Annotated in this window: 9 protein-coding genes; 7 read left to right on the forward strand and 2 right to left on the reverse strand. The window is 74.7% G+C overall.

The window, feature by feature from the left end; all coding sequences use genetic code 11:
* The first annotated feature begins 43 nt into the window (after window positions 1-43).
* Both AB0D94_RS31800 and AB0D94_RS31805 read left to right on the forward strand, forming a co-directional pair.
* Entirely contained in the window at window positions 44-1,408 is a 1,365-nt protein-coding gene (locus AB0D94_RS31800; protein ID WP_362059087.1) for an NAD(P)/FAD-dependent oxidoreductase, read from the forward strand.
* A gap of 172 nt (window positions 1,409-1,580) precedes the next feature.
* Window positions 1,581-2,324 (forward strand): carbonic anhydrase, encoded by a 744-nt coding sequence (locus tag AB0D94_RS31805; RefSeq protein ID WP_362059090.1) that lies wholly within the window; start codon window positions 1,581-1,583, stop codon window positions 2,322-2,324.
* 97 nt (window positions 2,325-2,421) lie between these two features.
* On the opposite strand, the gene AB0D94_RS31810 is transcribed toward AB0D94_RS31805, so the two are convergent.
* Both AB0D94_RS31810 and AB0D94_RS31815 read right to left on the reverse strand, forming a co-directional pair.
* Window positions 2,422-2,775, reverse strand: a complete 354-nt coding sequence (locus tag AB0D94_RS31810; protein WP_362059093.1) for an SH3 domain-containing protein — start codon at window positions 2,773-2,775, stop codon at window positions 2,422-2,424.
* Between the two features lie 163 nt (window positions 2,776-2,938).
* Window positions 2,939-6,970: a WD40 repeat domain-containing protein gene (locus AB0D94_RS31815; RefSeq protein ID WP_362059096.1), complete on the reverse strand. Its 4,032-nt coding sequence runs from the start codon at window positions 6,968-6,970 to the stop codon at window positions 2,939-2,941.
* Between the two features lie 466 nt (window positions 6,971-7,436).
* On the opposite strand from AB0D94_RS31815, the gene mdlC reads away from it, so the two are divergent.
* The 5 genes from mdlC to AB0D94_RS31840 all read left to right on the forward strand — a co-directional run.
* Window positions 7,437-9,041: a benzoylformate decarboxylase gene (gene mdlC, locus AB0D94_RS31820; RefSeq protein WP_362059099.1), complete on the forward strand. Its 1,605-nt coding sequence runs from the start codon at window positions 7,437-7,439 to the stop codon at window positions 9,039-9,041.
* 43 nt (window positions 9,042-9,084) lie between these two features.
* Window positions 9,085-10,503, forward strand: a complete 1,419-nt coding sequence (locus AB0D94_RS31825; RefSeq protein ID WP_362059102.1) for an FAD-linked oxidase C-terminal domain-containing protein — start codon at window positions 9,085-9,087, stop codon at window positions 10,501-10,503.
* Entirely contained in the window at window positions 10,500-11,915 is a 1,416-nt protein-coding gene (locus tag AB0D94_RS31830) for a cytochrome P450 (protein ID WP_362059105.1), read from the forward strand. Before AB0D94_RS31825 ends, AB0D94_RS31830 begins: the two co-directional genes overlap by 4 nt.
* Before the next feature lie 18 nt (window positions 11,916-11,933).
* Window positions 11,934-13,301, forward strand: a complete 1,368-nt coding sequence (locus AB0D94_RS31835) for an alpha/beta hydrolase (RefSeq protein ID WP_362059108.1) — start codon at window positions 11,934-11,936, stop codon at window positions 13,299-13,301.
* Between the two features lie 16 nt (window positions 13,302-13,317).
* Window positions 13,318-15,209: peroxidase family protein (locus AB0D94_RS31840; RefSeq protein WP_362059112.1), on the forward strand; the 1,892-nt coding region annotated here is incomplete at its 3' end.

A 15,209-nucleotide genomic window follows, 5' to 3' on the forward strand; every position in this document is an offset into this window, starting at 1 on the left:
CAGGTGCGGCGGGGAACCGCAGGCCCGAGAGAGGACGGACACCGTGACACGACCGAGGATTCTCGTGGTGGGCGCCGGCTTCGCCGGAGTCGAGTGCGTCCGCCGGCTGGAACGCGTACTGGCCCCCGCGGAGGCGGACATCGCGATGGTCACGCCGAACGCCTACCAGCTGTACCTGCCGCTGCTCCCGCAGGTGGCGTCCGGGGTGCTGACCCCGCAGTCCATCGCCGTCTCGCTGCGGCGCAGCCGCCGGCACCGGACCCGGATCGTGCCCGGCGGCGCGATCGGCGTGGACACCGCGGCGAAGGTCTGCGTCATCCGCAAGATCACCGGAGAGGTGACCGAACAGGCCTACGACCATCTGGTGCTGGCTCCCGGCAGCGTCACCCGGACCTTCGACATACCCGGGCTCACCGAGCACGCGCGCGGCATGAAGACCCTCGCGGAGGCAGCGCACCTGCGCGACCACGTCATCGCGCAGCTCGACCTGGCCGACGCCAGCGAGGACGAGGCGGAGCGGGCCGCGCGGCTCCGCTTCGTCGTGGTCGGCGGAGGCTACGCGGGCACCGAGACGGCGGCCTGCCTCCAGCGGCTGACCCACCACGCGGTGAAGCGGTACCCGCGCCTCGATCCCCGGCAGATCACCTGGCACCTGCTCGACCTCGCCCCCGCCCTGATGCCCGAGCTGGGCGACTCCCTCGGGCGCACCGCCCAGGACATCCTGCGCCGGCGCGGGATCCAGGTGTCGCTCGGGGTGAGCATCGCCAAGGCGGGTCCCGAGGAGGTCACGCTGACCGACGGGCGGGTACTGCCCACCCGGACCCTGATCTGGACGGCCGGGGTCACCGCGAGCCCGCTGGTCGCGACCCTGGAGGCCGAGACAGACCACGGCCGGCTGGTGGTGACCCCGGAGATGACCGTGCCCGGCGCCCCCGGGGTCTTCGCCCTGGGGGACGCCGCGGCCGTCCCGGACCTCGCCAAGGGCGGGGGCGGGGCGATCTGCCCGCCCACGGCCCAGCACGCGCTGCGCCAGGGGCGCGCGGCCGCCGACAACCTGATCGCGGCGCTGCGCCACCGGCCGATGCGGCCGTACGTGCACAAGGACCTGGGCCTCGTGGTCGACCTCGGGGGCGCCGACGCCGTGTCCAAGCCGATGGGCATCCCGCTTCGGGGGCTGCCGGCCCAGGCGGTGGCCCGCGGGTACCACTGGTCGGCGCTGCGCACGAACGTGGCCAAGACCCGGGTCATGACCAACTGGCTGCTCAACGCGTTGGCCGGGGACGACTTCGTACGGACCGGCTTCCAGTCCGCGAAGCCGCCCACGATGCGGGAGTTCGAGCACACCGACAGCTATCTGACGCCCGAGCAGGTACGGGCCCACACGGCGGCCCTGCGGGCCCGCGGCTGAGACGCGGCGGGCCCCGCCGCCCCGGCCCGCAGGCCACCGCTGCCCGCCACTACGCCGCACCCGCCCGCATGCTGAGACCGGTCCGGCTCCATCCGGTCTGCTCCCGAGCGGATCGCGCCATTGCGCCTGCCGGGCCAACTCGGCCTCGGTCAGGCCGGGTTACGGTCCGGCCATGCAATCGAACACGCGAACCCACGTCCCCCCGCAGCGCAGCCGCCGCTCCCTCTTGCGCACCGCCGTGGCGGGAACGGCGGCCGCCGGTGCGGGTCTGGCCCTCGGCCCTGCCTTCCCCGCCTCCGCCGCCACGCGGGAGCTCGAGAGCACCGACCGCCCCACCACTCCCGCACAGGCACTGCGCAGACTGGCGGCGGGCAACCAGCGCTGGCGGACGTACCGCCAGGAGCACCCGCACGAGTCCGCCTCGGTGCGCCGGCGGCTCACCCAGGGCCAGGAGCCGTTCGCGATGGTGCTGGGCTGCGTCGACTCGCGGGTGCCCCCCGAGCTGGTCTTCGACCAGGGTCTGGGTGATCTGCTGACGGTCCGGTCGGCGGGCGAGGTACTGGACGAGGCGGTGCTCGGGAGCATCGCGTACGGGGTGCTGGAACTGCACATCCCGCTGGTGCTCGTGCTGGCCCACCAGTCCTGCGGGGCGGTCTCCGCGGCGGTGCACGCCGACGAGACCGGTGAGCCGCTGCCGGCGCACATCCAGTACCTGGCCGACCAGATACGGCCGTCCATCGACCACAGCCAGCACGGCGAGGCCCGCATCGACGCCACGGTCAACGCGCACGTGCGCGCCGTCCGCCGCCGGCTGGCCGCCGAACCCGACCTCGCCGGGAAGGTGGCGACGGGCGAACTGGCGGTGGTGGCCGCCCGGTACGAGCTGCGCGACCAGCACGTACGCACCCTGTCCTGACGCCGGCGGCCGTCGCGCCTGCCCCGAACCGGCTCCGCGCCGCCCCTCACGAGGAAGGACGGCGCGGAGCGTGCGCAGTGGTCGCGTGCGGCAGCGGTCAGCAGTGGCCGACGCCGGTCTGGTTGGCGACGAGGGACGAGTGGACGTAGCCCGTGCCCACGGAGCTGGACACGCGGAACCAGCGGTTGGAGGCGTAGTTCGAGCTGGGCGGGTAGACCCACTGGTTGTCGAGCCAGCACAGCATCGTCACGCCGGAGCCGTTGCCGAGGTAGCCGATCGAGCCGCAGCCCGTGCTGGCGCAGGCCCGCACGTTCGCTCCCCCGCTGTTGGACGAGATGTAGCTGCCCGCCGCCTCGGCGCCGCCGGCGCCGGCGATCAGACCCGTCAGGGCCACGGCGGCCGCGGCGGCCGTCAGTCCGGCCCGGGACCGCAGGGTGGTGGTCATACGCATGGTCGTTCTCCCTCGAGGTGGCTGCGATGGTGTGCGGCGCCCCGGCCGATCCGGCGGCGCTCCACCAGAAGGCCAGCCCCGGACCGCCGCCGGGAAGGCCGGACCCGCAGGTCGGACGCGTCCGGACGGCGGCCCGTACAACTCCGTACAACCGCAGGTGCCCTCACCGGCAGGGCGGCGCGTACGGCAGGCCGGGCACCAGGTGCGCCCATTCCTGCCGGGTGATCTCCGACCCGGCCCGCTCGCAGATCCGGCTGCGGACCGCCTCCTCGTCCGTGGTCCACAGCAGCGCCTCCGGGCCCGAGCCGCCCGCGGCCAGCGAGCGGCCGTCCGGGCTGTGGGCAATCGCGTACGCCTTGCCCCGCAGCCCGCTCAGCACCGCCTTCGGCTCCGGGCGGCTGATGTCGGTGGTGTTCCAGAGCCAGACGGTGTTGTCGGTGCTGGCGGCGGCCAGGGTGCCCCCGGCCGGGCTGAAGGACAGCGCGTAGACGTAGCTGCTCGGCCCGGTCAGCGGCGGCCCGGCGCTGACCGGCCGGTGGCCGGACACGTCCCACAGCCATACGTCCCGGTCGGCGGTGCCGGCGGCCAGGGTGCGGCTGTCGGGGCTGAAGGCAACGGACATCACGTAGCTCCCGGGGCCGCGCAGCGTGGCTTCGGGCGCCGGAGCGCCGCCGTCCGAGGGCAGCCGCCACACCAGTACCTGCTTGTCGACGGTCCCGGCCGCGAGCCGGCGTCCGTCCGGGCTGAACGCCACCGAGTACACGTAGTTGGTCGGTTCGGTGAGCTCGGCCGACAGCCGGGGGCGGGCCGGCTCCCTGGTGTCAAAGATCCGCACCGTCCTGCCCTCGCTGCCGACGGCGAGCCTGCCGCCGGCCCGGTCGAACACCGCGGACTGAATGGTTCCGGTGCCGCCTTCCAGCGGCTCCCCGTACGGCACGGCCCGGTCTTGGCGGGTGAGGTCCCACAGCCAGACCTTGCCCTCCCGGCCGCCCACGGCCAGGGTGCGGCCGTCGGGCGTGAAGGAGACCGTGCCGGAGAACGCCGTCGCGTTGGTGAGCGGCGGCCCGACGGGCCGGGGCGTCCAGGGGTCGCTCACGTCCCACAGCTGTACGTCCTTGGCGGCGACGGCGAGCAGCCGCGCGTCCGGGCTGAACCCGATGGCGTTGACGGTCCCCTGGAAGCCCCGCAGCGGGCGCGAGGGCAGCCGCCACAGCCGGACGGTTCCGTCGGCCGCGCCGGTGACCAGGCCCTGGCCGCCGGGCAGGAAGGAGAGCGCGGTGACGGGGCCCGGATGCGGGAAGACGCCGGCCGGGGTCCGGCTCCCGGCCTGGTAGAGGCGTACCTGGTTGTCGGCGCTGCCGGTCGCCATCCACTGCCCGTCCGGGCCGAACCCGACCGCGTTGACGTAGCTCGCCGGGCCGTCGGGCACGGCCGGGGCCCCGCCGAGGACCTCCGGGGCGGCCGGGGCCTCGCGGGGCCCGGGTACGGCCCACACCCGGGTGGAGCGGTCCTGGCTGGCGGCCGCGAGCCGGGTCCCGTCGGAGGTGAAGGCCAGGCCGAACACCGGGCCCGCCGCTCCGGTCAGCGCCTCGGCGTACGGGGCCGGGAGCCCCGGCGCGGAGGTGTCCCACAGCCGCACCGAACCGTCGGCGCCGCCCGCCGCGAGGGTGGCTCCGCCCGGGCGGAACGCCACCGCGTGCACGGGCCCGGTGAACCCGGCGAGCCGCTCGGGCCCGCCGGCGGCTCCCCCGGCGGCGGCTCCGGTCCCGGTGCCCGTCCCGGCGGTGGCTCCCGTCCCGGCGGGAGCTCCGGCCCCGGCTGCGGTTCCAGCCTCGCTGCCCGTCCCGGCGGTGGCTCCCGTCCCGGCCGGAGTTCCAGCTCCGGCTGCGGTTCCGTTACCCGGGCCCGTCCCGGTGGTGGGCGCGGTCGCGGTGTCCCGCCAGAGGTACACCCCGCCGTCCGCGCCCGCCGCGGCCAGCGTGCGCCCGTCGGGCGCGAACGCGACCCCGTACACGGCCGATTCCGGGCCTGTGAGCACGCGCGCCTCCGCGGAACCGGACGGCTCCCACACCCGTACGGTGCCGTCCCCGGCCCCCGCCGCGAGCCGCCGCCCGTCGGGGCTGAAGGCCAGGGCGTACACGGTGTCCCCGAACGCGTGCGGGGCCGTGCCCAGTTCGCGCGGGCGCTGGGGATCGCGTACGTCCCACAGCGCGACCTGCCGGTCCAGCCCGCCGGCGGCGAGCGTGTGCCCGTCCGGGCTGAGCGCCACCGCCTGCACCACGCCCCGGAACGCCAGGATCCGTGTGACCGCCGGCAGCGCGGAGGCGTCCATCAGCGCCGACCGCGCCTCGGCCGTCGGCGCCGTCCGGTAGGCCACCAGGCTGAGCTGCGCGGCCAGCGCCAGGTCGCTGCCGCGCAGCCGTTCCGCGCGCGCGGCCACCAGCCGCGACAGCGCCACCGCCTGCTGCCGCTCCGCGTCCCGCCGCTGGACCACCGCGACGCCCGTGAGCAGGCCCGAGAGGACGACGAGTGCCGACAGCAGGACGAGCAGCTGCCGCAGCCGCCGGGTCCGCTGCCGCTCGCGCCGGGCCCGCATCTCCTCGGCGGCCCGGCTCTCCGCGAGGAAGGAGTTCTCCCGCACCGTCAGTTCGGGCCCGCGGCCGCTCTGCTCGGCCCAGCCCGCCGCCACGGCGAGCCGCGCGCCCCGGTAGAGCAGCGATGGTTCGCGGTGCTGCGCCAGCCAGCGCTCCGCGTCCCGGGTCAGCTCCTGCCACACCAGGTGCCCGGCCCGGTCGGTGTCGATCCAGCGGTGCAGCCGGGGCCAGGCGGTGAGCAGCGCCTCGTGGGTGATCTGCGCGCCGTCCGCGTCCAGGGTGACCAGCCGCCGGTCGACGAAACGCTCCAGTACGTCGTACACCTGCCCGGCCCGCTGCCGGCCGGCCGGATCGCCGGGGCCGGCCGCTTCCGGCAGCGGGAGCAGCCGGCGGGTGTCGGGGGCGCCGTCCCCGACCGTGACCATGCGCAGGAACAGCACCCGGGCCAGGCTCCGCTGAGGCTCGCTCAGCCCGGCGTACGCCTCCTCGGCGGTCGCGGAGATGGCGGCGGAGATGCCGCCTCCGGCCCGGTAGTCGGCGATGGTGAGTGCTGTGCCCCGGCCGCGTTCCCAGGTCGACAGCAGTGCGTGCGACAGCAGGGGCAGCGCTCCGGCTCCCGAGTCCCGCAGGTCGGCGAGGAGCAGGTCTACGAAGCCCTCGTCCACGGTGAGCCCGGCCTTGACGGCGGGTCCGGTGACCACGGCGCGGATCTCCTCCTCGGTGAGCGCGCCGACGACGGTCTGGCCGCTCTGGAGGGCGGCGGCGAGGGCGGGTTCGCCGAGGGCGTCGGTGTAGAAATCAGCGCGCAGACAGCCGGCGACCCGTACGCCGGGGGCGGGCAGGGCGGCCAGGCAGCGCAGGAAACGCTCGCGTTCGCCGGCGTCCTGACAGGCCGTGAAGACCTCCTCGAACTGGTCGACGGCCACGACGACGCGTACGGACTCCCGGGCGGCGAAGTCCCGCACCCGGGCGGCGAGGGCGATCGGTTCGGGGGCGTCCGCTCCCGGCTCCTCGGTGCCGGTGAGGGCGGCGACGGCGGACGCGAGGGCGGCGAGCGGGTTCCGGCCGGGGGTGAGCAGGCAGGGTGTGAAGCCGTGCTCGGAGCGCAGTACGGGCAGCACCCCGGCCCGCAGCAGCGAGGACTTGCCGGAGCCGGAGGCGCCGACGAGCAACCGGGGCACGGCGGCGCCCTCCTCCAGGATCCGTTCCACGACGGTGTCGCGCAGCCGGTCGCGGCCGAAGAACCACTCGGCGTGCCGCTCCTCGAATCCGGCCAGGCCGCGGTACGGCACGACGCCCCTGGCCGCGCGCGGCACCCGCGAGCGCCGCAGTTCGGCCAGGGTCTCCAGCCAGCGCTCGGTCTCGGCCGGTTCGGTGACCCCGCAGACGCGCAGCACCTGCCGGAACAGGGGGAGGGAGCCGATCGAGGGAAGGTTCTGGCCGGCGAACCAGCCGCCGACGGTGCTGTGGGCGCCGGGCGCGTCGACGAGTGCGGCGACGGCCCGGACGGTGAGGTCGGCCTTCTCGCGCAGCCGGGTCAGCTCGGCCGCGAACTCCTCGCGTGGCGACGGCGGTAAGGGAGGGGTGGGCGTACGGTCCATCGGGCCTCCGTGGTCGGGATCGGGTGTGGCGGCAGTGGGGGGGCAGCCGTACGTCAGCCGTGCGCCGGCGGTGCGGGGACCACCCTCCCCCGCGGTCGCGGGCCCGGGGGCTGAATGGACCGCTCCGGCCTCCTGGGAGGCACCGCGGGGGCGGTTTCAGGCCATCCCCACCCGTCACTCCCGGCCGTCGGTGGGTCTGCCGTCACCTCCGTCCCGCCGCATCGCCCCCGGCGGGCACGGACCGGCGGGCCGCTCGCGGGCCGGCGGAGCGCAGACACGTGTGGGCGACTTCCGGGGCGCGGGGTGGACGCCGCCCGCTCCGCGCACGGCGGTGGCGGGAGGGTGAGGAAACGATTTTCCGATGTGTTCCCGGCCGTCCGGGCCCACCCCCCGGATGGTTTGCGAAGATCGACAGAGCGTGCTGGATTGATCACCCACGGTCGCCCCCCACTGCTGGAGGATCCTCATGCGCACGGTTCGAGAAGCCGTCCTGGACGTTTTGCGAGCACGGGGGATGACCACCGTGTTCGGCAACCCGGGATCGACCGAACTGCCGATGCTCAAGGACTTCCCCGAGGACTTCCGGTACGTGCTCGGCCTCCAGGAGGCCGTCGTCGTCGGCATGGCCGACGGGTTCGCGCTCGCCTCCGGCACCACCGCGCTCGTCAACCTCCACACGGGACCGGGCACCGGCAACGCCATGGGCGCCATCCTCAACGCCCGTGCGAACCGCACCCCGATGGTGGTCACCGCCGGACAGCAGGTCCGCGCCATGCTCACCATGGAGGCCCTGCTCTCCAACCCGCAGGCCACGCTGCTCCCCCAGCCCGCCGTCAAATGGGCGTACGAGCCGCCGCGCCCCGCCGATGTGGCCCCCGCCCTCGCCCGCGCCGCCCAGATCGCCGAAACCCCGCCGCACGGCCCCGTGTTCGTGTCCCTGCCGATGGACGACATGGAAGCCGAGCTGACCGAGGAAGAGGACCGGGCCGCCCAGGTGGCCGCCGCCCGCCGGGTCGTGCACGCCGCCGCACCGGCCCCGGCCGTGCTCGCCGAGCTCGCCGGGCGGATCGCCGCGGCCCGCTCCGCCGTCCTCGTCGTCGGCGACGACGTCGACGCCTCGGGGGCCTGGGACGCCGTCCTGGACCTCGCCGGCCGCACCCGGCTGCCCGTCTGGGCCGCTCCCGTGTCCGCCCGGGTGTCCTTCCCGTACGACCACCCGCAGTTCCGCGGCGAACTGGTCCCGGCGATCGGGCCGCTCTCCGGCCAGCTGGCCGGCCACGACCTGATCGTGGTCATCGGCGCGCCCGTGTTCCGCTACTACCCCTACATCCCGGGCTCGTACCTGCCCGAGGGCGCCGAACTCCTCCTGCTCACCCGGGACGCCGAGGAGGCGGCCAAGGCCCCCGTCGGCGACGCCGTCGTGGCCGACCTGGCGCTGACCGTACGGGGGCTCGCGGAGCACTTCCCGGCCGGGAAGCCGGCCGGCCCGCCCCACGAGCAGGTGCGCTTCCCCGAGGAGACGGAGGGCGTACTCACCCCGCTCGCCGCGCTGAGCGCCATCGCGCAGGGCGCCCCCGAGAACACCCTCTGGGTCAACGAATCCCCCTCCAACGTCCCCCGGTTCCACGAAGCCACCCGCATCAGCACTCCCGGCTCCTACCTGTTCTCCGCGGGCGGCGGGCTCGGCTTCGGCGCGGCAGCCGCCGTCGGCGCCCAACTCGGCGCCCCCGACCGGCCCGTGATCGCGGTCATCGGCGACGGGTCCGTCCACTACGCCGTCCAGGCCCTGTGGACCGCCGCGCACTACCGGCTCCCGGCCACCTTCGTCGTGCTCAGCAACGCCCGGTACGCGATCCTCCAGTGGTTCGCCCGGCTGGAGCGCGCCGAGGGCGCCCCGGGCCTCGACATCCCCGGGCTCGACATCACCGCCATCGCCGCCGGCTACGGCCTGCGCACGCACCGCGTCCAGGGTTCGGGCGAACTCACCAAGCTCGTCCGGGACTCCGCCGCCCAGCAGGACGGCCCCGTGCTCATCGACGTGCCGGTCACCACCGAACTCCCGTCCCTGTAGCGCCCGCCCGCACCTCTCCCCGTACGACCTCCAGAAGGCCGGTATGTCCTCCGACACCCCCCTCCTGTCCCGCCTGCGCGCACTCCTCGCCGACGCGGAAGGCGGCCCCGACAGCATCCTGTACACCGACTCCGAGACGCTCGCCGCCCACTCCCGGGACTCGGCCCCCTTCTCCGAGCCGGGGACCCCCGCGGTCGTCGCCCTGCCCCGCACCGCCGAGCAGGTCGAGCACATCATGCGCACCGCGTACGCACTCGACGTGCCCGTCGTCCCCCAGGGCGCCCGCACCGGACTCGCGGGCGCGGCCAACGCCGTGGACGGCTGCCTCGTACTGAACACCTCCCGGATGAACCGCATCCTGGAGATCGACCCCGCGAACCGGCTGGTGCGCTGCGAGCCCGGCGTCGTCACCAAGCAGCTCAACGACGCGGTGGCCGAGCACAGCCTGACCTACCCGCCCGACCCGGCCTCCTGGGAGCGCTGCACCATCGGCGGCAACATCGCCACCGGCGCGGGCGGCATCTGCTGCGTCAAGTACGGGGTCACCGCCGACTACGTCCTCGGCCTGGACCTCGTCCTGCCCGACGGCCGCAGGACGCGCACCGGGCGGGACACCGCCAAGGGCGTCGCCGGCTACGACCTGACCCGGCTCATGGTCGGTTCGGAGGGCACGCTCGCAGTGGTCGTCGGCGCCACGCTCGCGCTTCGGCCCGCGCGCCCGCCGGCCCTGGCCCTGCTGGCCCAGTTCCCCAGCCTGACCGCGGCCGGGGACGCCGTCGCCGCGATCACCGCCGCGGGACACGTGCCCTCGGCGCTCGAACTCCTCGACCGGGCCACCTCCCAGGCCGTCGCCGACTACGGGCACCCGCTGCTGCACCCCGGCAGCGCCGCCACCCTGATCGTCGAGAGCGACGCCGGCGACCCGCTGCGGGACCTGCACACGATGGACCTGCTGTGCAAGGGCGCCGGGGCACAGAACGTGGTCACCTCCACCACCACGGAGGAGTCCCGGCAGATCATCGAGGCCCGGCGGCTGGTCACCCCCGCCCTCGGTGCCTTCGCCGCGACCCTCGGCGGCAAGCCCACCGCCTTCATCGAGGACGTGGCCGTCCCGCGCTCCGAACTGGCCAAGTTCATCGGGACGATCGAGGAGATCGCCGCCCGCTACCGACTGCGGATCTTCACCCTCGGGCATGCCGGGGACGGCAACCTGCACCCGACCGTCGTCTTCGACGAGTCCGACCCGGACGAGTTCCGCCGCGCGCAGACCGCGTACGACGACATCATGGCCGCCGGTCTCGCCCTGGGCGGCACCAGCACCGGGGAACACGGCATCGGCATCCTCAAGCGCGACTGGCTGGCCCGCGAGCTCGACCCGGTGGCGCTGGAGCTGCACCGGGGGCTCAAGCGGCTCTTCGACCCGAAGAACCTGCTCAACCCCGGCAAGGTGGTCGCGGCATGACCGAGCCGGAGCCCACTTCCACCACGGACAAGGTCACGGTGCCGCGGCCCGCGGCCGCTCCTGAAGCCGGGGCCGGCCCCTCCGGCCCGGGGCGCGGCCGGACCCAAGCGGTCCGCGCGGGCCGCGCCGAGACCCTGCGGTTCGCCCTCACCCACACCCTCCCCGCCTTCACCAGGGGCATCTCCGCCCCGCGCCCCGCAGTGGTCTCCGCCCTGGCCTCGGTGAACCAGTACGGCTGGTCGGCGGCCACGTTCCGGGCCCTGCGCGCCCGGCACGGCGGTGCCCCCGTGCGGATCCGCGCGCTCTCCGGCGAGATGCTGGTGCTCTTCGACCCCGCCGACGTACGGCAGTTCTTCGCCGAGCCCATGGAAAGCCTCGCCATGGACGCCGTCGACAAGGTCAAGATGCTCGGCGTCCTCGAACCCACCGGGGTCATCTGCTCGCACGGGGCCCTGCGCGAGGCGCGGCGCGAGGTCAACGACCGCGCCCTGGCGGCGGGCCGCGCCGTTCACCCCTCCTGCGCGGAGTACCTGTCCGTGATCACCGAGGAGTCCGCCCCGCTGACCCGCGGACCCGTACTGGACTACCCGCGGCTGCTCCGCGCCTTCCAGCGGATCTCCCGCCGCCTGGTCCTCGGCGACCTGGCCAGGGACGACGAGGAACTGCACCGCTGGCTGGTGGCCCTGCGCGAGGAGGCCAACTGGCTCGGCCTGCGCAAGGGCCGCGCGCCCGCCACCGAACGGCTCTACGCACGGGCCGACGCGCGCATCGCCGAGTACGCCGCCGACGCCCCCGCGCACACCCTGATCGGCCGGGCCCTCGCCGGGCCCGGCACGGCCTTCGAGGGGGAGGTCGACCGGGTCGGGCAGGCCCATCACTGGCTGCTCGCCCTCGACCTGATCTCGTCGGTGGCCGCCCGGACCCTGCGGCTGCTCGCCGCCCACCCGGCGGAGCAGGAGGCGGTGGCCGGGGACAGCGGGGTCGCCGAAGGGTCCCGGCTGCGGGCCTGCGCACAGGAGGCGGTCCGGCTCTACCCGGTCGTCCCCGACTTCGTACGGGTCACCCGCGCGGAAACCACCTGGCGCGGGGTGACCTACCCGGCCGGCACCCACGTGCTGGCCCCGATGGGCTTCCACCAGCGCGATCCCGAACACGTGCCGGGCGGTCACCTCTTCGTACCGGGCCGCTGGCTCGTCCCAGGTGCCGACGAGGACGCCCTCATGGCCCCCTTCGGGCACGGTGCCGGCCGCTGCCCGGGGGACCAGCTGGGCCTGCTCGTCACGGCCGCGGTCTGCGCCGAGGTGCTGCGCGGCCACCGGATCACCGGAGCCCACCCGGCGCTCGACCCGCACAAGCCGCTGCCGGGCGCCCTGGACGCCACGGCCGTCCGCCTCACGCTCACCGCCCGCTGACCGAAGGGACGCCGATCCGTGCCCGAAGCCGCCGCCGCTCCCGCCGCTCCCCCCGACCCCGGCCGGTCCGTCACCGAACCGGACGTAGCTTCCCTGCACCAGCTCTGCCGCGACCTGGCGGAGGCCGCCGACGCGGTACGGGACGCCGCCCGGCACGCCACGGGCCTGGCTTTCGGGGCCGGGGTCCCGCCCGCCGCCCGCCGCAGCCTGCTGCGTGCCCTCACCGACCCCGCCGGGCTCGGCTGGGGCCCGCAGGGCCGTGGGCCGCTGGCCCGCGCCGCCTGGCTCGCCGGGGTCCTCACCAGCCGCGAGAGCCTCGCGGTCAGTCTCGCCGTCACCGGCCTCAAGGCCCGGATCCGGGCCGCCGCGGTGGAACACCCCGAGCTGCTCGAAGACCCCGACACCGCGCGGGTCATCCGGGCCATCGAGGAGGACCGGCAGGCCGAGGCCGTCCGGGTCTTCCGGGCCATCATCGGGAACCAGGGAGCGGAGCGGGCCTTCGCGCTGCTCGCCCCCTCCTTCGCCGACATCGTGGCCTGGAACGCGCTGACCGACGAGAACCCGTTCAACGACGAGGCGGGGTGGGACATCGCCACAGGCCGCACGCTGTCCGCCGCGGATCCCTTCCTCGGCATCGCCGCCCGGGTCTGGAGCTTCATGGACCGCGGTCCCGGACGCGCCGAACCCAAGCCGGCCGACCGGGCCCTGCTGGAGCGCCTCGACGGCTCCGGCACCATCTCCGGCTACATCCGCAACATCGGGACCATCGGCACCGGCGGCACCCTGCTGGTCCAGCAGGTGACCGGCCCCGACGGGGTGACGCGCCACGTCGTCCAGCTCGCCGGCATGGCCGGGCTGCGCGGCGAGAGCCCGCAGGACCTGCTGGGCGCCCTGAACGCGGTGTCCCGGCCCGCCACGCCGTACTCCCGGGCCGTCACCCGGGCGCTGCGCTCGATCGTCCCCTCGGGCACCGAACTCGCGCTGGTCGGACACAGCCTGGGCGGGATCACCGCGATGAACCTGGCCGCCGACCGGGACTTCTGCGCCCTGTACCGGGTCACCCACGTGGTGGCGATCGGCTCGCCCGTCGACGGCAAGCGTCCCGCGGACCCGCGGACCCGGGTGTGCTCGCTGGTCAACGAACACGATGTGGTGCCCAGCCTGGAGGGGCGCTCGGCGGTCTCCCCGTACGCCCTTCCCGCGCAGTTCACCGAGTTCACCTGGACCGACGACACGCACGCCTTCCCGCTGTGCCACGCCGCCAACCGGTACGCGCACAACCTCGAGTTCGACGTGCCGGAGGCGAGCGCGCACGTCGACGCCGAACTCGCGCCCTACCGCGGCCGGGTCACCGCCACCCGGCTCTTCCAGCTCTACGACCGCTGAGGAACGACGAAGCACGATGACTGACACGACTGAGACGACCGCGACCGGCGCGACCGGTGCGACCAGCGCGACCGAAGGGGGCGCGCAGGCGGCGGCCGGCTCCGCGGTGGTTCCCGCCCAGGGCGCGGCCCGCCCCGGCCCCGCCCCCGTCCACGGTCCGCCCGGACTCCTCGAACGGCTCGGATCGGCGGCCTTCGAACGGATCAACCGGACCCGGGAATGGCACGAACTCCCCACCACGCTGGGCCTGCTGAACCTGTCGGTGCTCCGCGGCGACCTGCGCCGGCGCAACCTGTACGACACCTTCGGCGCCGGCGGTGAACGCCCCCGCCGCCCCACAGCCTCCCTCGCGCCCTACCGCTCGTACGACGGCTCCGGCTACGACCCGTACGACGAGGACATGGGCAAGGTCGGCACCCGGCTCGACCGCAACGCGCCGCTGCACCTGGTCTTCCCGGACTCCGACGCCGAGCTGATGTCGCCGAGCCCCCGGGAGATCAGCCGGCAGCTGCTGGCGCGCCGCGGCTTCGTCCCCGCGCCCACGCTCAACCTGCTGGCGGCCGCCTGGATCCAGTTCGAGAACCACGGCTGGGCCAACCACGGGGACAACGAGGAGGCCGAGCCCTTCACCGTCCCGCTCGCCGAGGACGACGACTGGGCGCAGGCGGGCGGCAGCTGCCCGATGCGGGTCAACCGCACCCGCCCGGACCCCGTCGCACACACCGGTCCGGACACGCCGCCCACGTACGAGAACACCGTGACGCACTGGTGGGACGGCTCGCAGATCTACGGCAGCGACGAGGCCAGGTGCCGGTCGCTGCGCACCGGCGAGTACGGCAAGCTGCGCGTCGAGGACGGGCGGCTGCCCGCCGATCCCCGTCCCGGCATGGGCTGCCTGGACGCCACCGGTATGAACAGCGACTACTGGACCGGGCTCTCGCTGCTCCACACGCTCTTCGCCAAGGAGCACAACGCGATCTGCGACCAGCTGCGCTCCCACCACCCGACCTGGGCCGACGAGCGGCTGTTCCACACGGCCCGGCTGGTCAACACCGCGCTCATGGCGAAGATCCACACGGTGGAGTGGACCCCCGGCATCCTCGACACCCCCGTCCTGAAGCGGGGGATGGACGCCAACTGGTACGGCATGCTGCCCCGCTGGGTCAGCCGCAAGTACGGGCGGATCGGCAAGGGGGAACTGCTCAGCGGCATCCTCGGCTCCCCGACGGACCACCACGCGGCGCCCTTCTCCATGACGGAGGAGTTCGTCTCGGCGTACCGGCTGCACCCGCTGATCCCCGACGAGGTGACCGTCCGCCACCACCTCTCGGGCACGGTGCGCAAGACCATCGGTTTCACCGACATGCAGGGCGCGACCACCCGTACGTCGGTCGACGAGTTCGGGATGAGCGACCTCTTCTACACCTTCGGCACCGCCCACCCCGGCGCCCTGGTCCTGCACAACCATCCGGACGCGCTGCGGAACCTGGCGCGGCTGACGGGTGAGCACATCGACCTCGGCACGGTCGACATCCTGCGCGACCGCGAGCGCGGCATCCCGCGCTACAACGCCTACCGGCAGATGCTGCGCAAGCGCCCCGTCTCCTCCTTCGACGAGCTGACCGGCGGGCACCCGAGCGACACCGCGCTGATCAGGGACCTGTACGAGGGCCGGCTCGACCGCGTCGACACCCTCGTCGGGAACCTGGCGGAACCGAGGCCGGCCGGGTTCGGCTTCAGCGACTCGCTCTTCCGGATCTTCATCCTGATGGCCAGCCGCCGTCTGAAGAGCGACCGCTTCTTCACGACGGACTACCGGCCCGAGGTGTACACCGCCGAGGGCCTGGAGTGGGTGGACCGCAACACCATGGTCACCGTGCTGCTGCGCCACCACCCCGAGCTCGGCCC

It is taken from the genome of Streptomyces sp. NPDC048255, assembly GCF_040652415.1.
GTDB lineage: Bacteria > Actinomycetota > Actinomycetes > Streptomycetales > Streptomycetaceae > Streptomyces.